21 protein-coding genes are annotated in these 22,108 nt (G+C 67.8%); 13 read left to right on the top strand and 8 right to left on the bottom strand.

What is annotated here, in order from left to right; genetic code table 11:
- Positions 1 to 86: 86 nt before the first annotated feature.
- Entirely contained in the window at positions 87 to 1,277 is a 1,191-nt protein-coding gene (gene tuf, locus EF294_RS19470) for an elongation factor Tu (RefSeq protein WP_123932589.1), read from the top strand.
- Positions 1,278 to 1,475: 198 nt separating this feature from the next.
- On the opposite strand, the gene EF294_RS19465 is transcribed toward tuf, so the two are convergent.
- The 3 genes from EF294_RS19465 to EF294_RS19455 all read right to left on the bottom strand — a co-directional run bounded on the left by EF294_RS19465 (position 1,476) and on the right by EF294_RS19455 (position 3,665).
- Complete coding sequence (locus EF294_RS19465; RefSeq protein WP_123932588.1) at positions 1,476 to 1,769, bottom strand: SCO6045 C-terminal-like domain-containing protein; 294 nt, start codon at positions 1,767 to 1,769, stop codon at positions 1,476 to 1,478.
- A complete protein-coding gene (locus EF294_RS19460; protein ID WP_123932587.1) occupies positions 1,766 to 2,614 on the bottom strand; it encodes an MbnB/TglH/ChrH family RiPP precursor modification enzyme in 849 nt (282 codons plus the stop codon). The genes EF294_RS19465 and EF294_RS19460 overlap by 4 nt, the downstream gene beginning before the upstream one ends.
- A 70-nt stretch (positions 2,615 to 2,684) precedes the next feature.
- Positions 2,685 to 3,665, bottom strand: a complete 981-nt coding sequence (locus EF294_RS19455; RefSeq protein WP_123932586.1) for a TIGR04222 domain-containing membrane protein — start codon at positions 3,663 to 3,665, stop codon at positions 2,685 to 2,687.
- A gap of 760 nt (positions 3,666 to 4,425) precedes the next feature.
- Between EF294_RS19455 and EF294_RS19450 the strand changes: the two genes are divergently transcribed.
- Positions 4,426 to 5,397 carry an alpha/beta hydrolase gene (locus tag EF294_RS19450; RefSeq protein WP_123932585.1) on the top strand — a complete coding sequence of 324 codons (972 nt, stop codon included), beginning with the start codon at positions 4,426 to 4,428 and terminating at the stop codon, positions 5,395 to 5,397.
- Positions 5,398 to 5,599: 202 nt separating this feature from the next.
- Here EF294_RS19450 and EF294_RS22620 read toward each other — a convergent pair whose 3' ends face one another.
- Positions 5,600 to 5,998: a response regulator transcription factor gene (locus EF294_RS22620; protein ID WP_342774373.1), complete on the bottom strand. Its 399-nt coding sequence runs from the start codon at positions 5,996 to 5,998 to the stop codon at positions 5,600 to 5,602.
- Positions 5,999 to 6,155: 157 nt separating this feature from the next.
- Here EF294_RS22620 and EF294_RS19440 point away from each other — a divergent pair, with 157 nt between their 5' ends.
- Both EF294_RS19440 and EF294_RS19435 read left to right on the top strand, forming a co-directional pair.
- Positions 6,156 to 9,980 (top strand): NACHT and WD repeat domain-containing protein, encoded by a 3,825-nt coding sequence (locus EF294_RS19440; protein ID WP_123932584.1) that lies wholly within the window; start codon positions 6,156 to 6,158, stop codon positions 9,978 to 9,980.
- A gap of 55 nt (positions 9,981 to 10,035) precedes the next feature.
- Positions 10,036 to 10,794 (top strand): alpha/beta fold hydrolase, encoded by a 759-nt coding sequence (locus EF294_RS19435; RefSeq protein WP_123932583.1) that lies wholly within the window; start codon positions 10,036 to 10,038, stop codon positions 10,792 to 10,794.
- A gap of 12 nt (positions 10,795 to 10,806) precedes the next feature.
- Here the strand turns inward: EF294_RS19435 and EF294_RS19430 are convergent, their stop codons facing one another.
- Positions 10,807 to 11,757: an oxygenase MpaB family protein gene (locus tag EF294_RS19430; RefSeq protein WP_123932582.1), complete on the bottom strand. Its 951-nt coding sequence runs from the start codon at positions 11,755 to 11,757 to the stop codon at positions 10,807 to 10,809.
- Between the two features lie 70 nt (positions 11,758 to 11,827).
- Between EF294_RS19430 and EF294_RS19425 the strand changes: the two genes are divergently transcribed.
- From EF294_RS19425 to EF294_RS19380, 9 genes are all read left to right on the top strand, one after another.
- Positions 11,828 to 12,814, top strand: a complete 987-nt coding sequence (locus EF294_RS19425; protein ID WP_123932581.1) for an o-succinylbenzoate synthase — start codon at positions 11,828 to 11,830, stop codon at positions 12,812 to 12,814.
- 335 nt (positions 12,815 to 13,149) lie between these two features.
- Complete coding sequence (locus EF294_RS19415; protein WP_123932580.1) at positions 13,150 to 13,773, top strand: TetR/AcrR family transcriptional regulator; 624 nt, start codon at positions 13,150 to 13,152, stop codon at positions 13,771 to 13,773.
- 56 nt (positions 13,774 to 13,829) lie between these two features.
- Positions 13,830 to 14,702 (top strand): SDR family oxidoreductase, encoded by an 873-nt coding sequence (locus EF294_RS19410; protein WP_123932579.1) that lies wholly within the window; start codon positions 13,830 to 13,832, stop codon positions 14,700 to 14,702.
- Positions 14,703 to 14,754: 52 nt separating this feature from the next.
- Positions 14,755 to 15,351, top strand: a complete 597-nt coding sequence (locus tag EF294_RS19405; protein ID WP_123932578.1) for a hypothetical protein — start codon at positions 14,755 to 14,757, stop codon at positions 15,349 to 15,351.
- Positions 15,348 to 15,896 (top strand): hypothetical protein, encoded by a 549-nt coding sequence (locus EF294_RS19400; RefSeq protein WP_123932577.1) that lies wholly within the window; start codon positions 15,348 to 15,350, stop codon positions 15,894 to 15,896. Before EF294_RS19405 ends, EF294_RS19400 begins: the two co-directional genes overlap by 4 nt.
- Complete coding sequence (locus tag EF294_RS19395) at positions 15,893 to 16,516, top strand: hypothetical protein (protein ID WP_123932576.1); 624 nt, start codon at positions 15,893 to 15,895, stop codon at positions 16,514 to 16,516. The genes EF294_RS19400 and EF294_RS19395 overlap by 4 nt, the downstream gene beginning before the upstream one ends.
- Positions 16,462 to 17,145 carry a hypothetical protein gene (locus EF294_RS19390; RefSeq protein WP_246007974.1) on the top strand — a complete coding sequence of 228 codons (684 nt, stop codon included), beginning with the start codon at positions 16,462 to 16,464 and terminating at the stop codon, positions 17,143 to 17,145. The genes EF294_RS19395 and EF294_RS19390 overlap by 55 nt, the downstream gene beginning before the upstream one ends.
- A gap of 65 nt (positions 17,146 to 17,210) precedes the next feature.
- On the top strand, positions 17,211 to 18,419 hold the full coding sequence (locus EF294_RS19385) for an NAD(P)/FAD-dependent oxidoreductase (RefSeq protein ID WP_123932575.1): 1,209 nt from the start codon (positions 17,211 to 17,213) through the stop codon (positions 18,417 to 18,419).
- Between the two features lie 13 nt (positions 18,420 to 18,432).
- The gene (locus tag EF294_RS19380; RefSeq protein ID WP_123932574.1) at positions 18,433 to 19,152 is read left to right on the top strand and encodes a DNA alkylation repair protein; all 720 of its coding nucleotides are present in this window, start codon (positions 18,433 to 18,435) and stop codon (positions 19,150 to 19,152) included.
- Between the two features lie 27 nt (positions 19,153 to 19,179).
- Here EF294_RS19380 and EF294_RS19375 read toward each other — a convergent pair whose 3' ends face one another.
- From EF294_RS19375 to EF294_RS19365, 3 genes are all read right to left on the bottom strand, one after another.
- A complete protein-coding gene (locus tag EF294_RS19375; RefSeq protein ID WP_123932573.1) occupies positions 19,180 to 20,535 on the bottom strand; it encodes a chloride channel protein in 1,356 nt (451 codons plus the stop codon).
- 123 nt (positions 20,536 to 20,658) lie between these two features.
- The gene (locus EF294_RS19370; protein WP_123932572.1) at positions 20,659 to 21,036 is read right to left on the bottom strand and encodes a DoxX family protein; all 378 of its coding nucleotides are present in this window, start codon (positions 21,034 to 21,036) and stop codon (positions 20,659 to 20,661) included.
- A 1-nt stretch (position 21,037) separates the two neighbouring features.
- Positions 21,038 to 22,108 (bottom strand): ferredoxin--NADP reductase, encoded by a 1,071-nt coding sequence (locus EF294_RS19365; RefSeq protein WP_123932571.1) that lies wholly within the window; start codon positions 22,106 to 22,108, stop codon positions 21,038 to 21,040.

Raw genomic sequence — 22,108 nt, 5'->3', positions numbered from 1 at the left:
GTCGTGGTGACACGGCGCGAACAACGTAAGAGAAAACCCCTGCTGGGATCCGCCCAGTAGAGCAACAAGTCCAGGAGGACAATCAAGTGGCGAAGGCGAAGTTCGAGCGGACCAAGCCGCACGTGAACATCGGCACCATCGGTCACGTCGACCACGGCAAGACCACCCTGACCGCGGCGATCACCAAGGTCCTGCACGACAAGTTCCCGGAGCTCAACAAGAGCTTCGCGTTCGACCAGATCGACAAGGCTCCCGAAGAGAAGGCTCGTGGTATCACGATCAACATCTCGCACGTGGAGTATGAGACCGAGAAGCGTCACTACGCTCACGTCGACGCCCCGGGTCACGCGGACTACATCAAGAACATGATCACCGGTGCGGCTCAGATGGACGGCGCGATCCTCGTGGTCGCGGCCACCGATGGTCCGATGCCGCAGACCCGTGAGCACGTGCTGCTGGCCCGCCAGGTCGGTGTGCCCTACATCCTGGTCGCCCTGAACAAGGCCGACATGGTCGACGACGAAGAGATCATCGAACTCGTCGAGATGGAGGTCCGCGAACTGCTGGCCGCCCAGGAGTTCGACGAGGAAGCCCCCGTCGTCAAGGTGTCGGCGCTCAAGGCCCTCGAGGGTGACCCGGAGTGGGTCAAGTCCGTCGAGGCGCTCATGGACGCGGTCGACGAGTCGATCCCGGATCCGGTTCGCGAGACCGACAAGCCGTTCCTGATGCCCGTCGAGGACGTCTTCACCATCACCGGCCGCGGCACCGTGGTCACCGGTCGTGTGGAGCGCGGCGAGGTCAACGTGAACGAGGAAGTCGAGATCGTCGGCATCCGCGACAAGTCCACCAAGACCACCGTCACCGGCATCGAGATGTTCCACAAGCTCCTCGATTCGGCGCAGGCGGGCGACAATGCCGGTCTGCTGCTCCGCGGCCTCAAGCGTGAGGACGTCGAGCGTGGCCAGGTCATCGTGAAGCCGGGCACCACGACCCCGCACACCGAGTTCGAGGGCCAGGCCTACATCCTGTCCAAGGACGAGGGCGGCCGTCACACCCCGTTCTTCAACAACTACCGTCCGCAGTTCTACTTCCGTACCACCGACGTGACCGGCGTCGTGACCCTCCCCGAGGGCACCGAAATGGTCATGCCGGGCGACAACACCGAGATGAGCGTCAAGCTCATCCAGCCGGTCGCCATGGACGAGGGCCTGCGCTTCGCCATCCGCGAGGGTGGCCGCACCGTTGGTGCGGGTCGAGTCACGAAGATCGTCAAGTGACGATTTCCCGTGCCCTTTGTGGCGGCGTGAGAGCGTTGTCAGGTGGGCACGGGCCTGCGTCACGGATCGTCAAGTGACACTGTGACTCACCGAGTCACCGACTCACCGGGTTATCAAGGCGCCCCGACCGCTTCGCGGTGGGGGCGCCTTTCTCGTTGCGCCAGGCGCTGTTGCCATTGACGCAGTAGAGGGTGTGCCCTACGCGTGACCTTGTGCCACGTCGGCGCACAGATGCGCGGCGAATGCCCCGGCATCGGCGCACGATCCGCCCCGTTCCCGTCCGCGCGCCCACGCGCAGAACAACTCGGTGAACCTGCGTTCCCCGAGTTCTGCGCACAGCAGCGGTAGATGTCGGGCCACCTCACCGGACCGCTTGCGCAGAAGAGCATCCTCGACGGCGCGCAGCCGTGTCGGGTCGAAGCCCGCAGGCAGCGGCGCACCGGTGACGAGAGCGCGCACGAGGTCCTCTTGCCGTTGTGCGAGGCCGGTCATGACGCCGCCCACCAACGGCTGCCGACGGTGATTCGGTCGATCCGTGCGGCATCGGCGATCGCATCGAGTTCACCAAGGAGCTCGGTCACCGGCGGATACCGGCCATCGCGCTCAAGCATGAACGCCGGTGCGCGCCCGGTGGCGGCAAGCCGGGTGACGAGGTCGAGCACCGCGTCGGGAACTGGCGCGGTGTGGGTGTCGTGATAAAGCACCCCGTCGGATTCTCCGCCTGCGACGTGACAGTAGGCGATCGCCTCGAGCGGCATCCGTGAGAGTTCGACGGCCGGATCGGCACCCGAGTTGCGGGCACACGCATACACATTCGCGACGTCCAGCAGCAGCCGAACCCCGGTACGCTCGACGACCTCGGTGAGGAACTGACCCTCGGTGTACTCGTCGTCGGGCCAGGAGAACAATGCTGCGATGTTCTCCACCGCCAGCGGCACCGACAACCGGTCCTGGGTGCGAGTGATGTTGTTGCACAATACTTCCAGCGCTTCTCTCGTTCGGGGTACGGGTAGCAGATGCCCGGCCTCGATGCCGCCCGCCCGGACGAACGCAATGTGCTCGCTGACCAGCGGCGACCGCAGGCGGTGAGCCGCACTCGCCAGAATGTCGATCCGGTCGTCGGTCACCGGCTCGGCACCGCCCAACGACAGGCCGACGCCGTGCGGGATCACCGGTACCCTCAGTGCCGTCAGCGGTTCGACGTCGATGAAGGGCACCGACTCGGCGATCACCTCACAGAATCCGAGGCCGGGAAGGTCGTCGACGACGGCCGCGATCTCCGGGCGCCAGCCGATCCCGATACCGGCGACCTGTGACGAACTACGTGATCTGCTCATGACGAACCCTTTCTCTGAAGCGCCCCGCCTCGTGGTGATCGAGCTGTCCCGCGATGGTCGTACGCGGTGATCACCCGCCACATCCGCCGCCACCGCCTCCACAGCTGGATCCGCCGCTGCTGCAGCCACTCCAGCCCCCACCGCAACTGTGTGACGAACCCCCGTGATGCGAGCCGCCGTCGCTGCCGCCGTAGAAGGCGGACCCGAACCACGATGCTCCGCTGCTGCTTGTGGCACGTCGCGAGCGGCCCTTCTGCATGACAGGTGTTGTGGGCGTGGCGATCACCGGCTCGGGAGCCGTCGTCGGCGGGCGGAGCAGCGGGTCGGCGGCCAGACGCGGATCGAGCAGTGTAAGGGCCTCGATGCCGTACAGGGCTGCGGCCACTGCGGCGTGGTGTGTGCCCAGAGTGGCGAGCGCGGGCCGGTACTGCGGCGCGAGCAACCGGTGTCGACGACGCAGTTCAGTGAGTACCGAATCGCCGCGTCCGGTTCTCTCGCGAGGATGGACGGCACACCAGATACACACCGCAGCAAGACATATCACGATGACGACGAGATAGCCGACCGGTTTGCGATGCGCGAGCCCGGCCACAATCCGCGCCACCCCGAGGGCGAGTACCGGGATCAGGACGGCCACCCCGACCGCGCGTCGGCGTGCGTGGCGCAAGCCCGCTTCGGTGAGTTCTGAGTGCACCTGCCGCAACGGCGCCGACACGTCACGCAGGGCACCCGTGCCGCGTCGCGCATAACGGTCACCGACCGCCCGCACAAGACGATCATTCTGTGCGGGTGCAGCTTTCAGTCGATGGGTTACTCGTCCATTCGAGGTGATATAGCCGGCCGCCCGGAGCTGGGCGACCGCGGCGAGGACCGCATTCTCCGCGGACACCAGTGCTCCGATCTGTGTCGGAGTGAGGTCGGGGAGATCATCGACCCGTTGGCGGGCAGGACCTCGCCGCACGATGACAACGGCGAGAGCCGCCACCGAGACGACGGCGTAGAGGGTGAGGAAGGTCGTGCTGGGGATACCCCAGGTGTCGGTACCGTTCATGGTGTCACCGGCTTTCTCCCGGTGCGCACGTCTGGCCACGAGGCATGCGCGGAGGTGAACCCGCCCGATTGCGAGGCGCGGGTGGAGACGTCGTCGGACGACGCGACGTTGCGCAGGTCCGACACTCGATGCGGCGGCGGCCGTTCGGTTGTTGCTTTCGGCCCGAGAGTCACTGCGTGTCAGGTGATCTCAGTATCTACGCGCCGTGCGAATGCGCCAGTGGTGCAGGCCCGCCGTGGCCGATTCGTGACCGATTCCATCGGATGCTCACAGATATCGCGCGCGCCGGTGAACGGGTGCGATGTGTCTGGGCTCTTGCTGGCCGCCGGTTGTCGATGTGGTTCGGCAGACCTGTCCCCGGCCCGTGGGCAGTCAGTGCCGTGCTGGTGACCAGGTAGGAAGTACTGCGGATGCCGGTCCACGTGGCTCCGACGATCCGGTGTTTCATGCTTTCGATCGCCGGGCACACCTTCGCGGGTTCGGCGAACGGTTTCGGTAGCAGACCGGAGTCGTGGACCACCCGAAATCAGGTGGTGCGGCGTAGCGGGTCCGGTGGCGACGCCCTCGGTTACTCCAGCGCTGAAACCGATCCCGGTCTTCCTATGGTTCGCGCAGCGAAATCCAGGCAACCTAGACCTCACACATCACTTTAGTCACACTACTTCACAATTACCACTTGAGTAACTGACTGGTCTCAATGTCGGTGCCCTGTGGTTACGAGCCTGGTGACAGCGGTGCGGGCCGCCCTAATGTCCTCGGCGTGCGTTCAAGTCTGAGACGGTCGGTCCACAAGCGCCTGGGCCGGCGAATCGTCGCCGCGACCATCGTGGCGTCGGCGTTGGTGATCTCCCTGTCCAGCGGTGTCGGTGACGCCGATGCCGCATCGCTGAACCGGATCTCGGTCGGTGGGTGTGGGATGCCCGCGAGCCCGGTCGATATCTGGGCCCGGCCGGGCAACTACAAGACGGTGATTGCCCTCGATGGACTGCGCGCCACCAGCGACATGAGCGGCTGGCGTCACGAGACCAATATTGCCCGCCTTGCCGACTCGGGCGTCAACGTCGTCGAACCCGTCGGTGGTCTGGCGAGTTTCTACACCAACTGGGACACCGCCAGCCCCGGTAACAAGATCAAGTACCGCTACATGTGGACCTGCCGGCTGGACCGGATCGTCGCCGCCCTGGATGCGCGCGGGCTCGCAGTCGGGCCACGGGGCAAGTACGCGATCATGGGCATCTCGATGGGCGGCGGCTCGGCGATGATCTACGGCGCGTATCACCGCAACCGGATCTCGCATGTGTTCTCGATGTCGGGCTATGTGAACCTGTCGGCCCCGACGATGCGAGAGGCCGTGCGACTGGCGCTGATCGACGCGGGCGTCGAAGCCGGAGTGGGTCCGTTCAGCGCGGATGCGATGTGGGGCCCGCCGTGGAGCGATCGCTGGCAGCGCAACGACGCGCTCGTCCAGTTGCCGCGGATGCGCGGCATGACGATCCGGGTCGCCGCGGGATCGGCCGCGTGGGGCCGCTACAACACCGACGCAGTGAACTCCGTGAAGGGCACTCCACTCGAGGCGGTCGCACTTGCGCAGACCCGGTCATTCGAGGTGGCCGCCGCACTACAGGGCATCCGGATCACCACCGACTTCCCGAGCGTGGGGACACACACCTGGGGTTACTGGCAGGACATGGTCTGGCGTGCCAAGAACTCCGGTTGGTTCCGGGACCGCTGATCACCGGACAGGCGCCGACAGGGGATGCGGCGCCTTGCCTGGGGTGACCGGCGGGTGCGTGGCGGAACCGTCGGCGACGTGGCATCGGACCCTCCTCGGGGTCGGGTACCGCGTCGTCGACGGTGCTGTGAGGAGTTCGGGCTGTGAGGAGTTCGGCTTGTCAGGAGTTCGGGCCGTCAGGAGTCCGGGCCGCGGCCCGAACTCACCACTCGTCGAGTGAAACGTAACCATCCTGGATCGCACGGGCGAACAACGCCGACTTGGTGTTCGCCGCTCGGCCGACCGACTCGTACTTCGCCCGGATGCGAGCCACATGGGAGCTCACCGTCGACACACTGATGAACAGTGTCCTGGCGGCCTCCTCCTTGGACTCGGAGCGCAACCAGGCGACGAGTACCTCGACCTCCCGGCGCGACAGATCGGGGCGTCGGCTCGGGGGACGGTTGCCCGCGTGCAGGTGGCGATGGCGGGGATCGAGAGGGAAGTGGGATCGGGGATCGTGCTGGGGTCGCCGATGCAACGGCGGCTCCTCGGTACCGGGGGCGATGATGACCTCCTGATGGATTCGCGCCGCAGCCCGACTCGCCGGCGCGAAGATCAATTGATGAGTTGATGAGTTGCGGTGTAGTCCGCGCGGACCAATCTTGGTGCGGCGGGGATGACGAAGCGCGCTGCTGTGGCCGAGAATCGAAAGTCGATACATTTCTCGATACGCTGACCAGTGCGAATCTGGTCCGACGACAAGGACTTCTCTCGACATGGGACCCGATTCCGTGCACACCCGCGACGAGCTCGGCCGTGCCCTCACCGGGCTCCGCGAACGGTCCGGGATGAGTGTGCGCGACGTCGCGTCCGACGCCGATGCGCTGCTCGGAACGGTCGCGGGGTGGTTCGCCGGACAGCACGCCCCGACACGGGCGAGCCGGGAGATGTTCGAGCGCGTCCTCGCCGTTTGCGGTGTCGTCGAGGACGCCGATGCCCAGCGGTGGTGGGCCGCGGCCGAGCGGTCGTCGCGGCGCACGCGCAAGTCGGCATCGTCGGTGTCCCCGTATCGGGGCTTCGCACCGTACTCGGTCGACGACGGGGCCTGGTTCTTCGGTCGCGACGAACTGATCGACCGGCTCGCCGAGATGGTTCGCTCCCGGCTTCCCGAGGCGGTGCCCGGTCCCGGTCCGGAGCCGGACCGGTCGGTCGGAGACGGTGGGCCCGACTGGTTGCACGCGGTCGCGGTGGTCGGGGCATCCGGAGTGGGTAAGTCCTCGCTCGTGCGGGCGGGTCTGTTGCCGCGCGTGGGCACCCAGGAGCCATTCACCGACTGGGGTGCGGCGGTCATGGCACCCGGCGATAATCCGGCCGCAGCACTCGAGCAGGCCGTCGCCACACTCGACGAGACGCCCGGCGACGGTCCGGCGCTGCTCGTGATCGATCAGCTCGAGGAACTGTGGACCCAGGGTGATTCGGCCGGGCGGGCGAGGCTGACCACCCGGCTGGCCGAGTACGCCGCGCGCCGACGCACCGTGGTGATCGGAGTGTTGCGCGCCGACTTCTATGAACGTGCCGCCGCCGGTCCGATCATCGCTTCGGTGCTGGCCGACTCGCAGCTACTCGTCACGCCGATGGTCCCCGAACAACTGCGGGAGGTGATCGTGCGGCCCGCCGAGGTCGCCGGGCTCACCGTCGATGACGATCTGGTGACCATGCTGCTCGACGACGTGGCGCCGTCGACCAGCGCGCGGCCGGTCGGAGCGGGTGTGCTCCCACTGCTGTCCCATGCCCTGCGCGCCACGTGGGAGAAGTCCGATCGCCGGCGACTCACGGTGCGCGACTACGTCGCGACGGGCCGCATTTCGGGGGCCGTCGAACAGACCGCGGAGTCGGTGTATGACTCACTCGAGGACGTGCAGCGGGCCGTGGCGCGCCGAATCCTGTTGGAAATGGTCAACGTCGACGAGGAGACCGTCACCCGGCGCACCGTACGTCTCGCCGATCTCGACGCCGACGATCCGGCTGCGGACAACCGTCATGTGCTCGAGACGTTCGCCGCGGCACGTCTGGTCACGTTGACGACCTCGCACGCCCAGGTCGCGCACGAGGCGCTGCTGACGGCCTGGCCACGGCTGGGCGAGTGGATCGACGCCGACCGCGAACGGTTGTTGCTGCGGCGTCGGTTACAGACCTTGCACGACACGTGGGAGGCCAACGGACGGCCCGACGACCTGCTACCGATGCGGGCCCGGCTGGAGATGTTCCGGCCGCTCGCCGACGACGGCGCTTCGCTGGACCAGGCCAGTCGTGGCTTCTTGGAGGCCGGACAGGCGAGGGTACGTGCCCAGGATGCCCAGAATCGACGCCGCAGTCGTCAGCTGCGCAGAATCGCCCTGACCGCCGGGATCTTCGGCATCGTGGCGGTCGTGGCGGCGGTCATCGCGGTGATCTCCGGCGTGCATGCAGTGGGTCAGCGCGAGCAGGCCGAGACCGCCCGGAATCAGGCGCTGAGCCGACAGTTGGCCATCCAGTCGAGCGAGTTGGGCGATCGCGACCCGTTTCTCGCCGCACAGTTGGCCATTGTCGCTTATCAGACCTCGCCGACCCTCGAGGCGCGTTCGCGGTTGATCGACGCGACCGCACGCGGCGTCCCGGATCGCTTTGTCGGCGAGGCCGGGTCGGTATTGCTGGCCCGCTCGGGGTCACTGATCGCCGCCGCCGGAGGCGGCGGGCAGGTACGCCTGTTCGACGTGTCCGATCGTGGGATCGACCGACAAGTCGGTGCCTTCCACGCGCCGGACGGCGGTGGCCGATTGGGTGGGGTGGCCGTCCTGCCGGGGACGTCCACGGTGCTTCTCGGTGGTCGGGGCACCCTCACCGCCTGGAATGTCGCCGACCCCACACATCCGGTGCGCGCCTTTGATTTCCCGGCCGTCCGCGGCGACGTCAACGCACTCACGGTGAGTCCCGACGGCCGGTTCGTCGTCGCCAGTGAGCCCGAGGTGGGGGTGCAGGCGTGGGTGAACTCGGCCGGCGTGTGGCGTTCGGTGCCGTTGCCGGGCAAGGCCGCCGGGGTTGCCGGCGCCGCTGCGTTCAGTCCCGACGGCCGCTCGCTGGCCACCAGCAGCGCCTACCGTCGCATTGATCTGTGGCGCATCGACGGTGATGCCATCGTCACGACGGGGGAGATCCCGCTCGATGCGTGGCGCGACATCGAACTCGCGCAGGGTCTGACCTACACGCCGGACGGTACGCGGCTGGTTGCGGCACTGCGCAGCCGAGTGATCGACGTCGTCGACGTCACCGCTCCGGAGGCGCCGCGCAAGATCGCGGGATTCGGCGGATTCGACAGCTACGTGACGGCGGTGGCCGTCAACGCCGCGGGCACCGAGATCGCGGGCGCGGGCGCCGATAACACACTGCGGATCTTCAACCTGACCAATCCATCGGCCGCACCGCGGATCCTGACCTCGGAGTCGAACCCGGTGTCGGTGGTGTTCGCCGGAGACCATGTCATCGCGTCCAGTGATGATGGCCGGGTGCAGGATTGGCCGCTGACGTCGAATCGGACGGTGATCGGGACCAACAGCGTCTACCAGATCCCGGCGAACGGCTCGACGACCCGGCTGCTCGCCGCTGACAGCGGTACCGACGGACGGATCACCCAGTGGGACATCGAGTCCAGCGGACTGCGTCGAGAGGGACCGGACCTCGTTCCGCCGCCGGGCATGGTGTATTCGGGAGCGGTGACGCTGTCGTCGTCGGGCCGGATCGCGACCATGGGGACGGTCAGCGGAGCGGTGCAGTTCGCCGACATGTCCGATCCCGCCGCCCCGCATCTGGTGGGCTCGGTCGACGCGCAGCACACCCTCAACGAGACCGTGGACTACAGTGAACGGTCGCATCTGGCCGTGACCGGGGCCACCGACAGCAACATCCTCACCGTCATCGATGCCTCAAATCTTGCTGCGCCCAAGGTGGTGTCGACCTTCAACGCCGGTGGTGGCGTGTGGTGGACAACGCTGAGCCCTGACGGTCGTCGGGTCGCGGTGGCGACCTCGACCGGTGTCGTGCAACTGGTGGATCTCACCGATCCGGCGGCACCACGGGCCTATCCGCATCCGATCGCCTTCCAGGGAGCGGCGCTCGCGGTGCGCTTCTCCGCCCGCGGCGACCGGATCGTGGCGACCTCGGAGGAACGTACGGTCGTCGTCGCCGATGTCTCGAATCCGCAAGCGCCACATACCGTCGCGACGTTGAGCGGCCCGGCGGGCCAGCTGTACAGCGCTGGTTTCTCCGCAGACGGTTCCCACGTGGTCGCCGGTGGCGGGAATTCCGAGGTGTGGGTGTGGAATCTCGCCGACGGAGGGTCGGCGGACGTTGTGTTGCGCTCGTTCCCCGGACGGGTGTATGACGTACGATTCGCCCCTGACGATCGCATCCTCGCCGCCGGTGAGGGCGGGGTGATCGAGTCGTGGGGCCTCGACACCAGTGCACTCATCGATGCGCAATGCGCGCAGGCCGGCGATCAGATCACCAAGGGGGAGTGGGCCACCTACGTCCACGGCATGGGTTACCAACCTCCGTGCCGCCGGTGATTCCGGTCGCGGGGGCCGGTTCCGGGTCGATATCGACGCTGGTAATTTGGTCCCAGTGCGGTTGTTGCAGCGCCCCATCGAGCACGGCGAACTCACCCTCGCGGTTGCCGTCAACGGCGATCTCGCCGACAGCCGCACACCGCCGGTTCTGCTGGTCCACGGGATGGGCAGTGACCACAGCACCTGGCGACCCTTCGCGTCGGCCCTGCGCCGCGCCGGCCGCGCGGTCATTGCGGTCGATCTGCGTGGACACGGCCGCAGCGGCCGTCCGGGGGACTACGCGCTCGAGACGTTCGCTGCCGACCTGGGATTCGTGCTCGATGGGCTCGAGGTGGAGCGGGTCGATGTGGTGGGCCACTCGCTCGGTGCGCACGCGGCACTGCGCATGGCGATGAACGATCCCGGCCGGATCCGGTCGCTGGTGCTCGAGGAAGTGCCGCCGATGCCACGCGACCAAGCAGATCTCGACGAGGATATCGTCATGTCGGCGGGCTTCGGTGAACGTGTGCGCGGTATCGGCGCGCTGATGCGCAACCCGATGCCGGTGGTCCGATTTCATCGCGCGGTGGGAACGCAGGTCGGTGCCGAGTTCGAGCGAGCCGACCCACAGTGGTGGGGTCGTCTGACCGAGGTGTCGGCCCGGACCCTCGTCATCTCCGGTGGTTCGCGTAGCTTTCTTCCCCCGCCGCATCTACAGGCGCTGGCGCAGGCGTTGCCCGACGGCCGCTTTGACGTCATCGACGCAGGCCACTCGGTCCATCGGGACCGTCGTCGCGAATTCACATCGATGGCAGGAACTTTCCTGGTGCAGTGACGTCGGCGGTCCCTACGTGACCGGCTTGTTGTGCAGCGGCCGCGGGTCGACGCCGACCGCCTCCCACGCCTCGGCGGCCCACGGCACGTATAGCCATCGCACCGGTAGTCGGCGGAACACCGGGTTGAGTGCCCGCATGAACCTGGCAAATCTCTGGAAGTTCTTTTCGCGCTTTGCATCCCATTCCAGAGTGCAGACCTCACGCATCTGCTGCGGAAGGGTGCCGACCACCACGGTGCGGATGAACGCGTTGAGCGGGGCGGAGATGACGCGCCACGCGGGCGCCGGGATGCGGCGCGGCCGCGGCAGGCCCTTGCGGATGTATCCGGTGGCGTAGACGACCGTCTTGTGCGGCACGAAACGCTCGAGCATGCAGTCCCAATACTCGCGGAACTCGGCGTAGGTCTGCGGCTGACTGCGCGCGCTGACGCCGTAGAGCTCGTACCAGACCTTGCTCTCGGTGAAGATCTGCTCCTTCTCCGCCTCGGACAACCTGCGGATGAAGGTGTCGGTGATGTAGAGCACCTGATCGACGAAAGTGGCGTGTGCCCAGTAGAACAGCTCGGGATTGAGCGCGTGATAGCGCGAACCGTCACTGATCGTGCCCTTGATGTCGCGGTGGAAATCGCGCACGGTGCGCCCCCACTTGGCGGGCTCGGTGCTGTAGACGGTACGCATCACGGGCGGACCGGTGCGGCGGGCGCGGCCGAGGAAGTCGTCGAAGATCACCGAGTGGTCGAGCACGCCCTGACCGAGTTGTTCGATGCAGTTCTCGGTGCCGGCAAGGCGCTGGAATCCGAGGACTCCGCGGATGTCGCCATAGAACTTCCAGATGAGGGAGTCGGCGCCGAGCCGCGGAGTCGGCAGTGTGTCGTTCTCCGGAGTGGGATGCTCGGGACCGGCCTCGACCAGGACAGGCTGCGCCTCACGGATCGCCGAGTCGAAATCCTGATTCACTGTCATGGCGAGACCCTATCGCACGAAGAAACGAGTTTCCAGATTTGTTTCATCGGTCTGGTCAGGGAGGAGAATCGTGACCGGTCAGAGGTTGCCGACGCCGGAGGAGCTGCTCGAGCATGCGGTGGTGCTCAGCCTGCCAATGCGCACCCGTTTCCGGGGCATCACCACGCGCGAGGTGATGATCGTCGAGGGGCCGGCGGGCTGGGGTGAATTCGGGCCGTTCGTCGAGTACGACGACGAAGAGTCCGCGGCATGGCTCGCGGCGGGCATCGAGGCGGCGTATCTCGGACCACCCCCCGCACGTCGTGATCGGATCGCCGTCAATGCGACCGTGCCGGCGGTCCCCGCATCGGAGGTCGCGGGCATCCTTGCGCGGTTTCCGGGGGCGCACACCGCCAAGGTGAAGGTTGCCGAACCGGGGCAGACTCTCGACGACGATGTCGCGCGGGTTGCTGCAACGCGCGAGCTCATCGGCCGGGTTCGCGTCGATGCGAACGGAAAATGGAGTGTGGCACAAGCGATCACGGCATTGCGTGCGATCGGTGACCTCGAGTACGCCGAGCAGCCGTGCGCCACCGTCGAGGAGTTGGCCGCGGTGCGTCGTGCGGTCGACGTACCGATCGCCGCCGACGAATCGATCCGCAAGGCCGCCGATCCGATGCGGGTGGTCGCCGCCGAGGCCGCCGACATCGCGGTGCTCAAGGTGGCGCCGCTGTGCGGCATGCGGGCCGTGCTCACCCTGGCCGGTGATATCGGTCTGCCCGTGGTGATCTCGAGTGCGCTGGACTCTGCGGTCGGCATCGCCGCCGGCGTGGCGGCGGCCGCGGCGCTGCCCGAGCTGCCGTTCGCCTGCGGCCTGGGCACCGGCTCGTTGTTCACCGGAGACGTCGCCGACGGCGGTACCCCGGACGACGGTTACCTGCGGCCACGGTGGTTCGGGCCCGGTGGCCTCGACGTTCCGTCGACGCTGTGCGTCGCCGAGGACCGCCGGCAGTGGTGGAACGGGCGGCTGCGGCGCGCTCACGAGGTCCTGACCGCACGCGGGCACCGGCTCGGCTGAGGAAGTTTCCCGAACTGAGGGTGGCAGTCGATAGAGACATATCGTAGAGTTTGTTCCATGATGTTGCGTGGCTCACAGGAGCGGGGTGGACTCGTGCGGTCGCAGGAAGCTGTCATGACGGCGTCCTCGTCGGTGTCTCGGATGCGCTCTGCCGGGAAGTCGCCGACCCTCGCGTCACCGCCACCCGGCAGCGACCCGCAGGCGACTCGATGCGCACACCGCAGCGGCATCCTCGAGATCATGTCGATGTGTCGCGATCCCTTCGGATGCGCCGAGTGTCGTCGCATCGAGTGGGGTCTCAACTCCGGAGTACCGGTCACCGTTCGGGGGTTGCGATGACCCCGGGCGCGCCGGGCTCCCACGCCGAGCAGGGCCGTCGCCGCAAAGTGCGCAACACCGATAGTCCCGCCGATCAGAACAGCGCGATCATCGCCGCGGCCGAGGCGGAGTTCACCGAGGTCGGGGTGCGCCGCGCGAACGTCGACGAGGTCGCCACACGCGCCGGTGTCTCCCGGTCCACGCTGTATCGGCGGTTCCCCAACAAGGAGTCGCTGCTGCTCGGCGTAGCCGAGGAACTCTACGAACGCGGCATGGCCCGGCTGGTCGACGCGGTCCGCGGCCTCGGTCCGCGTGAGGCGGTCGTCGAGGCCTTCGCCGCGGGCGCAGCGATGATCTCCGACGAACCCCTGATGCGCCGGCTCGTCCTGACCGACCACGACATGGCACCGATCACCGCGTCGGTGACCGCCCTGTTCATCGACGTCGCCACTGGACGTGTCGCCGCGACCCTGCGCACCGCCGGTGCGCAGATGCCCGATGAGGATCTTCTCGAGGCCGTCGAAATTCATGTGCGCCTGGTCATCTCATTCCTGGAGACACCGGCCTCCGACGATGCGCGGCGGGAGCCGGAGCGGGTGCGGGCCTTCGCGGAGAAGTTCCTCGCACCGATGATCTGGTGACCGCCCAGGGCGGCACAACCGAAGTCAGTCCGTGATCTCACCCAGGGGAGTAATCGATGAGTATGCGCAGCAACCGATTCGGTGGAATCGGGCACGACGAGGTGCGGGCCCGGCTGGCCGACAAGGTCGTGGTGATCACCGGCGGCGCACGCGGTATCGGCCGTCAGACCGCCGGTCAACTCCTCGACTTCGGGGCGCGGGTGGCGATCGGCGACGTCGACAACGAGGTCCTGGCCAAGGCCGCCGCCGACCTCGGGGTGGAGGGGGTCGAGGTCGACGTCACCGACCGGGCGAGTTTCGCCGCCTTCCTCGACGAGGTCGAACGGCGCCTGGGGCCGGTGGATGTGCTGATCAACAACGCCGGGATCATGCCCGTCGGTTCCTTCCTCGAGTTTGACGAGGCATTGATCCGCCGGACCTTCGATATCGACCTGATCGGCGTCATCACCGGCAGTCAGCTTGCCGCGCAACGAATGATGGCCCGGCGGTCCGGGCAGATCGTCAACATCGCCTCGGTTGCCGGCCGGTTGCCGATGCCGGGTTTGGCCGTCTACAACGCCGCGAAATCGGGGGTCATCGAGTTCTCCGAGGCCCTCGACGCCGAACTGTCCGACCACGGTGTGCGGGTGAGCACCGTGATGCCAACCTTCACTCGCACCGGCCTGATCTCGGGCCTGGCGACCAATCGCTACATCCAGACCGTCGAACCCGAGGTCGTGGCCGCCGCCGTTGTCGGGGTCATCGCCGAGCCGCGTACCCGTGTGGCCGCCCCGCGGGCGATGCGGTGGGTGGACGCCAATCCGGTCTTCCCGCAGGCATTCAAACGTCTGACGCGCCGACACACCGGACTCGACCGGATCTTCCTCGACTACGACTCGGCCGGCCGAGCCGACTACGATGCCCGGATGCGGGGGCGCGCGATATCCTGAGCGTCACGGCGCCGCGTTATGATCGTGCGGTGCTGGCAAGGAGGCGTTGACGATGCCGTGGCCGACACCGCCGACATCGGCATCCCCGTCGATCCGGGCGGACCGGGCGGCCCGCCGTGAGTTGCGGCGCGCGGTCGACGATCTTGACGAGGTGCGCCGGGCGAACGGTCGGATCGCCCCGCTGTCGCGATGGTGGTGGACGGCCTGCGCGCTGGTCCTGACCGCTGCAGTGGTGGTCGCGGGATTCGGTGTGGCGGCCTGGATACGTGCCTCGAATTCCTGGACAGACGCCGATTTCACCGCCGTCGCCACCGACCTCGTCGCAGAGTTGTTGAGTCCCGATCAGGCTGCACCGCAACGGGTTCAAACGGTACTCGATGATGCGACCGGTGCCTTCTACGATGAATTCGCCCAATCGGCGGACGCCTACACGGCATTCGTCCGGCGCAGTGGAACCGCGGCGAGTGCCTCCATCGACGGCGCCGCAATCGTCACGCGCACCACCGATTCCGCCGTCGTGCTCGTCGCGGCGACGGTGGCCTACCAGCACACTGGGCAGGCCGTGGCCGACCGTGCGTTCCGGTTGCGGCTGGCCGTCGCCGACGATTCCGGCCGGCTCAAGGTCGCGGCGGTGCAATACCTCCCATGAGGCTTTTTCCGCGCACCTCTGCCACTCGTGACCGCATCGTCGCACCCGGCGCGGCGCTGGTGGCTGCGGTGATGGCAGTCGTCATGATCGCCGCACTGGTGGCCGTGGTGATCGCCGCCGCGACCTCGTCGATCGATCAGCGACGGACCGCCGACAATCGGGACTCGCTGCGTGCTCATGCCGGTGAGATCGTCGCGCAGGTGTTCTCCGTCGACACCGCCACTTGGCAGACCGATCGGGCTCGCGCCCGCACCCTGGTGGCCGGAGACTTCGTCGGATCGTTTGCCGCGCAACTGCATCGCGCTCCGCCCGCGGGCACGGTGTCGGTCCGGTGGCATCCCGACACGGTCGCGATCATCGACACCGGTCGCGAGGACGGTGACGCCCTGATCCGTGCGACCGTGCTGACCCGCAGCGAGAACGGTCCGAAGAACTCCGGTCAGGAGAATGCAGTACAGGAGAGCGCCGAACATCTCACGCTCCGAGCGGGTTTCGTGCGTCACGACCGACGATGGTTGCTACGTGATGCCGAGGTGGTCTCGTGACCCCGCCGACCGACCCCACTGCGCGGCAACGCCTCGCGCAGGAGCGGGTGATACACGCCCTGCGCGCTGCCCGCGTCGCGCGGATCGCCGCCGCCGACGACCTGCGGGCACGCGCGGTGAGGCGTTCGCGATGGGTGCGTCGCGCGCTCGTGGTCGCCGCACTGGTGGCGGTGGTGCTGATCGTCGGGGCGAGCACGCTCGCGGTGCTCGATCACCGGGCTACCGAGCGCACCGACCTCGACGGCGAGGTCCTCGCGGCGGCCCGATCGGCCACCACGAGCATGGTGACCTCGGACCCGGCACACGCCGAGGCCTACGTCCAACGGGTGCTTGCCCTGAGTACCGGCGCGCAGAAGAAGCGTCTCGAGCTGGCCGGCGCGGCCCTGTCGGCTGCCGTTGCCGCCCAGACCGCGCCGAGTGCCGGACGGGTGCTCTCGGCCGGGCTCGTCACCGATCCCGGGTCCGATGATCCCGGTTCCCGCGCACAGGTGCTGGTGGTCGTACAGGCATCCAATGCCGTTCTGCTCGGCGGAGATCCGCAGGCCGACCGCCTTACCCTCACGGTGTGGATGACCCGCACCGACGCCGGCTGGCTCGTCGACTCGGCGGTACCGGCATGATCGCGCCGCGTGTCACCCCGAGCCGGCGGCTCTCCTGGACTCAGCGTCACCGAGTCCGGCCGCTCGCCGCACCGCCGCGGATGTCGCGGCGCGCACGCCGGGCCCTGGTGGCGATCGCGGCGCTGACCTTGACCGCGCTGGTGGTCGCCGCCGTCGCCTGGACCCAGGCGTATCGGCAGACCCCGCGTCCCACCGACACCGACCGTGCAGACCTCGAACGGGCCGCGACGAGCGCCGTCACCGCACTGATGACCTTCGGCGGGCCGCACCCCCCGGCGCCCGACGCGGTGCGCGCCCATCTGAGCGACCCGCTGCTCACGCGATACGACGCCGAGCGTGCCGACGTCGTCCTGCCGGATGCGGTTGCCGCGTCGGCCCAGATGACGGTGAGCGTGGTGGGCATGGCGGTCGGGGAGTTCCACGCCGACGACGCACGTCTGCTCGCCTTTCTCGACCAGACGGTGGCGGTGCCCGACGGGAGTGCGCGCGGGGGCGGAGCCGGTCCACCGGGGGCCGGAGCCGGTGCGGGCGGCGACCATGCATCTACCGCAAAGTGGTTGGTCATGCGTAAGGTGAACCACATCTGGCTGCTCGCCGACGTCCGACCGGTGGGGGACGTCACCCGCTGATGCGGGCAGCGACATTCGATCCGCTGACGCGGGCAGCACAGTCGACGAGAGGGCAAGAACCGAGGATGAGTGCAGCAGGTGTCGTGGTGGTCGGTGCGGGACTCGGGGCCGTCCGCCTCGCAGAGAACCTGCGTACCAATGGACACGAGGAGCCGATCACACTGATCGGCGCCGAGCCCTACGCTCCCTACGATCGGCCGCCGCTGTCGAAGACGGTGCTGCTGGGCAAGGAGGACCGCGTCGAGCTCAAGCCGGCCGAGTTCTACACCGAGTCGTCGATCACCCTGCGACTCGGTCAACGGGTTACCGCTGTCGACCCGCGGGCCGCAACCGTCACCGTGCATGGCCCCGGTACCGATGACATCGAGAGCGTCCCCTACGACGACCTGGTGCTCGCCACCGGGCTTGCCCCGCGGGCCTTTCCCGGTGCTGAACACCTTGCGGGCGTGCACACCCTGCGCACCTTCGACGACGCGGTCGCCCTGCGCTCGGACATCGACGGTGCGCAGACCGCCGTCGTCATCGGTGCCGGCTTCATCGGTTGCGAGGTCGCGGCGAGCCTGACCGAACGCGGTGTACGGGTCTCGCTCGTCGAACCGGCGCCGACCCCGCTGGCGCAGGCGCTCGGCGAACCGATCGGGACACTGGTGGCCCGGATGCACACCGCCAACGGGGTCGATGTCCGTGCGGGCATAGGGGTTTCGGAGATCGTCGGCGACGACTCGGGTGCGGTGCGGGCGGTCCGTCTGGCCGATGGCGCAGAACTGCCCGCCGACATCGTCGTCGTCGGCATCGGCTCGATCCCGGTCACCGACTACCTCGAGGGATCGGGTATCGGGTTCGCCCCGCGTGAGACCGGCGGTGGGATCGCCTGCGATGGCGTCGGAAAGACCAGCGCACCACACGTATACGCGATCGGGGACGTCGCCAACTGGGCCGACGGTTCGCCCGCCGCACGGCGGGTCGAGCACTGGAATCACACCGTCGAACAGGCTGCGGTGGTCGCCCATCAGATCGCCGGAGGTGAGGGGGCGCTGATCACCGCCGCGGTGCCGTACTTCTGGAGTGACCAGTTCACGGTGAAGATCCAGGCACTCGGGCATCCGCGCGCCGATGACGACGTGCACATCGTCTCCGACGACGGCACGAAGTTCCTGGCCTACTACAGTCGCGACGGAATCCTCACCGGGGTGGTCGGCGCGGGCAAGGCGGGTCCGGTGATGAAGACACGCCCCAAGCTGGCGACCCCGACACCGGTCGCGGACCTTCTCTGACCGCGCGGTGCCCGTGGATTCTGTTCCCGCGCAGGTGATTTCTGCGGTCCGCGAACTCGGCGACCCAGAGCAGGCATCGCGCATCGCGCGCTATCTGCAGGCGCGGCCCGGTGGTTACGGTGAGGGCGACGAGTTCGTCGGGGTCGCGGTGCCGCAGCTGCGCGCGCTCGCCCGTCGGTGGCGCGGCGTCGACCGCGGTGCGGTCGGTGAGCTGCTGAGCTCACCGGTCCACGAGATCCGGTTTCTCGCACTGCTTCTCATGGCACAGGAGTCCACGCGGGCCGACGGTGCCGGCGCTCGCGCGTGGGTCGGTGACTACCGCAGGGCCGTCGACAACGGGTATGTGAACAATTGGGATCTCGTCGACACCTCGGCCGCACCGGTTCTCGGGCGCTGGTGTGAACGGATCGGTGACCACTTCGCGCTCGTCGACCTCGCCGCCGACGAACGGCTCTGGCACCGGCGGGTCGGTATCGTCGGTACCCACGCCCACCTGCGTGAGGGCGATGCCCGCCCCATGCTGGCGGTGGCGCCGCTCGTCGTCGACGATCGGCGTGACCTCATTCAGAAAGCCTTGGGTTGGATGCTGCGCGAGATGGGCAAGCGCGTCGGGAGGTCAACGCTCACCGACTATCTCGACGAGCACGCGGCGTCGATGGGGCGCACCGCACTGCGGTATGCGATCGAGCATCTCGATCCCGCGACGCGAGTCCGCTACCGCGCGTTGCGGTGAGTCGCACGGGCCGTCGGCACCGGCGCCTCAGACGCCTTCGGCCTCGCGTCCCTTCCACTGACGCAACATGCGTTCGCGTAGATCGTCGTAGATCGGCGGCGAACGCACCAACTCGGCGACGATCATCGTGGCGGCCCCGGCGGCGAGCACCGACACCGCGACCGAGGTCGTCGAGGTCATCTCCATCACCAGCACCGCGCCGGTGAACGGCGCCCGGACCACGGCGGTGAAGAACGACGACATGCCCACGATCATCAGTGGCAACAACAACTCGTGTCCGTAGCCCGGCGAGACCAGATCGATCAGCCGGGAGGCGATGAGGCCGGTCATCGCGCCGAGCGCCAGCATGGGGGCGAAGATGCCGCCCGGCGTGCCCGCCGAATACGACACCGGACCGGCGACGAAGCGGATCGCCAGCAGCATCACGATCGCCCAGAAGGCCAGATGCTGACCGGACAGGATGTTCTGCGTCAGATCGTCACCGCCGCCACCGAGATCAGAGTCGATGGTCAGCACCGCCCCGATGATCGCCCCGATGATCGCGGCCTTCACCGGGCCGGGCACCCGGGGGATGGCCGCAAAGCCGCTCAGACATGCACGGATCAGCCAGTTATAGGCGACGCCGAGCATCCCGACCACGACGCCGAAGACGACGAACACCGGAAGTGAGGACAACGCAACGGAAGTGATCTGCGGGAGGACGAAGTCGGGATGGTTGCCGACGATCAAGCGACTGCACACGGTGCCTGCGGCGACTGCGGCCATCGTCCAGAGGACGTAGCGCACCTTGACGGTCTTGGCGATCTCCTCGATGCAGAACAGGGTGCCGCTGATCGGTGCGTTGAATGCGACGGCGAGGCCCGCGCCCGACAACGTGGTCTGCAGAACCCGGATCTCGCGCAGCGTGGCGCGGCACACGCGTCCGGTGAGCGCGCCGATCGCGGCGCCCATGTGCACCGTCGGGCCTTCCCGACCGAGGACCATGCCACCGACGCCGATGACCAGCAGGCCGCCGACAAAGCGGGCCGGGATGACCGAGGCCGGAGGTGGTGCGGCCTCGCCGCGTTCGACGGCCTCCACATGCTGGATGCCGCTGCCGGCGGCGCGCGGTTCCCCTCGAGTGATCAGCGCCGCGACGAGCGCCGCGGCGGCCGAGATCACCACGGGTATCAGCCAGGCGGCGGGTCCGTGATGATGGGTCCAGTCGATCAGATCGGCCCGCAGGTGATCGGCGCGGATCAGCAGCCACCGGAATGTCCCGCCGATCAGGCCGGTGATCGCACCGGCGATCGTGGCGACAATGGTCAGCCAGACGAGAACCCGTGCACCGGTGTCCTGTTCGGGCGTTTCCGGTGTGAGATCACGGGAGTCCGGCGCCCTCACGCGTCGTCACCGGGCCGTTGGTGATCACCGGGCTGGGAAATTCGGGTCGCGGACACCGATCCACGGTAGAACTCGGCCGAGTGCACCCTCGCGCCCAGGGTTGGCCGACAGCGCTCTCGATCGTCAGGACGCGCGGAACACCTTGATCGCGGCAGCGATCAGCGGGAACTGCAGTGGCAGTCGTCCGAGGACGATCGCCTTGTAGAGCACAGGCTTGTGCCACCACAGCCGGACCATGTTGATGTTGGCCGGGTACACCGCGACGAACAGGGCCGCGGCTGCGGCGGCGGACGACTTGCGGGTGGCCGGGACGAGAAGTCCCACGCCGAGGGTGACCTCGGTGAGACCGGATGCGTAGGTCAGTATGCGCGGGTCGGCAGGGATCTCCTCCGGGATGATCTCGTCGAAGGGTTTCGGCGCTACGAAGTGCAGGGTGCCGATGGTCAGCAGCATCCCGGCGAGGGTGCGGGCGAGCTGGTTGGGGGATAGGCGTGAGAGCACCTCAGAACTCGACTCGTAGTCGGTCGGACGTCGGATGGGCCTGGCATCCGAGGATATAGCCGTCGGCGATGTCCTCGGGATCGAGTGCACCCGAGTTGTCCATCTCGACGCTTCCATCGGTGAGAGTGCATGCGCAGGAACCGCATTCGCCCTCCTGGCACGAGTACGGCGCATCGAGTCCGGCCTCGAGCATGATCTCGATCAGGGTGCGTGTGCGGGGCCAGGTCAGTTCGTGGGTCTCGCCGTCGAGTTGGACCTCAACGGTCGCGGCATCGGCCTGCTCCTCGGCACTCACCTCATCGAGGACGACGTCGACGAAAGGATCACCGGAGAGTGAGTTGTAGACCTCGGCGTGAACATCGTGGTGGGCGAAGCCCGCAGTGTGTAGCGCCTGGTGCACGGTGTCCATGAAGGGGCCGGGGCCGCACATGTAGGCGGCGTGGCCGCGGAAGGCGCCGAAGATCGTTGCCAGGGACTCGGCGCGGGGCAGGCCCTGCAGGGTCTCGAGCCAGTGGATCACGACCAGCCGGTCTGCGTGTGCGGTCTGCAGCTCGCGCAGTTCATCGGCGAAGATGACGTCTTCGGGGCTGCGATTGGCGTAAAAGAACGCGATGGTGCTGCTTCCGGACGCCAGCGCGGTCTTGAGGATCGACATCACCGGGGTCACCCCGCTGCCCGCGGCGATCAGCAGGAGCGGTTCGTTGATCGATCGCGGGGTGAACACCCCTGACGGGGGTAGTACCTCGATCTGCGAGCCCGCGGAGAGGTTGTCGCACACCCAGTTCGACCCGTAGCCGCCGACGGTGCGCTTGACCGTCACCTTGGGCAACTCGTCGCGGCCGGGAGAGGAGGCCAGCGAGTAGCATCGGGCCACCGACCCGGTCTGCTCGCTCGGGATGCGCAGGGTGAGGAATTGGCCCGACTTGTACTGGGTGAACGCCTCTTTGGCCGTGTCGGGGAGTTCGAAGACGATCGACCGTGCGTCGGGGGTCTCGTCGATGATCTCGGCCACGGTGAGGATTACGCTGCGCGAGCCGTGGGGCGTCAGTTCAGTCGAGTCCGGTCCGGTCAT

This window comes from Gordonia oryzae (assembly GCF_003797185.1).
GTDB classification, from domain to species: Bacteria; Actinomycetota; Actinomycetes; order Mycobacteriales; family Mycobacteriaceae; genus Gordonia; species Gordonia oryzae.
Note: the sequence above shows the minus strand (reverse complement) of the source record. Positions and strands in the feature narration are given on the sequence as shown.

Bases quoted from the DNA above. Each gene is read 5' to 3' on its own strand.
- EF294_RS19405 (WP_123932578.1), top strand. From the start codon at position 14,755: ATGCCGTGGCCGACACCGCCGACATCGGCATCCCCGTCGATCCGGGCG.
- EF294_RS19400 (WP_123932577.1), top strand. From the start codon at position 15,348: ATGAGGCTTTTTCCGCGCACCTCTGCCACTCGTGACCGCATCGTCGCA.
- EF294_RS19460 (WP_123932587.1), bottom strand. From the start codon at position 2,614: ATGAGCAGATCACGTAGTTCGTCACAGGTCGCCGGTATCGGGATCGGC.
- EF294_RS19455 (WP_123932586.1), bottom strand. From the start codon at position 3,665: ATGAACGGTACCGACACCTGGGGTATCCCCAGCACGACCTTCCTCACC.
- EF294_RS19465 (WP_123932588.1), bottom strand. From the start codon at position 1,769: ATGACCGGCCTCGCACAACGGCAAGAGGACCTCGTGCGCGCTCTCGTC.
- EF294_RS19385 (WP_123932575.1), top strand. From the start codon at position 17,211: ATGAGTGCAGCAGGTGTCGTGGTGGTCGGTGCGGGACTCGGGGCCGTC.
- EF294_RS19415 (WP_123932580.1), top strand. From the start codon at position 13,150: ATGACCCCGGGCGCGCCGGGCTCCCACGCCGAGCAGGGCCGTCGCCGC.
- EF294_RS19440 (WP_123932584.1), top strand. From the start codon at position 6,156: ATGGGACCCGATTCCGTGCACACCCGCGACGAGCTCGGCCGTGCCCTC.
- EF294_RS19410 (WP_123932579.1), top strand. From the start codon at position 13,830: ATGAGTATGCGCAGCAACCGATTCGGTGGAATCGGGCACGACGAGGTG.
- EF294_RS19430 (WP_123932582.1), bottom strand. From the start codon at position 11,757: ATGACAGTGAATCAGGATTTCGACTCGGCGATCCGTGAGGCGCAGCCT.
- EF294_RS19365 (WP_123932571.1), bottom strand. From the start codon at position 22,108: ATGACCGGACCGGACTCGACTGAACTGACGCCCCACGGCTCGCGCAGC.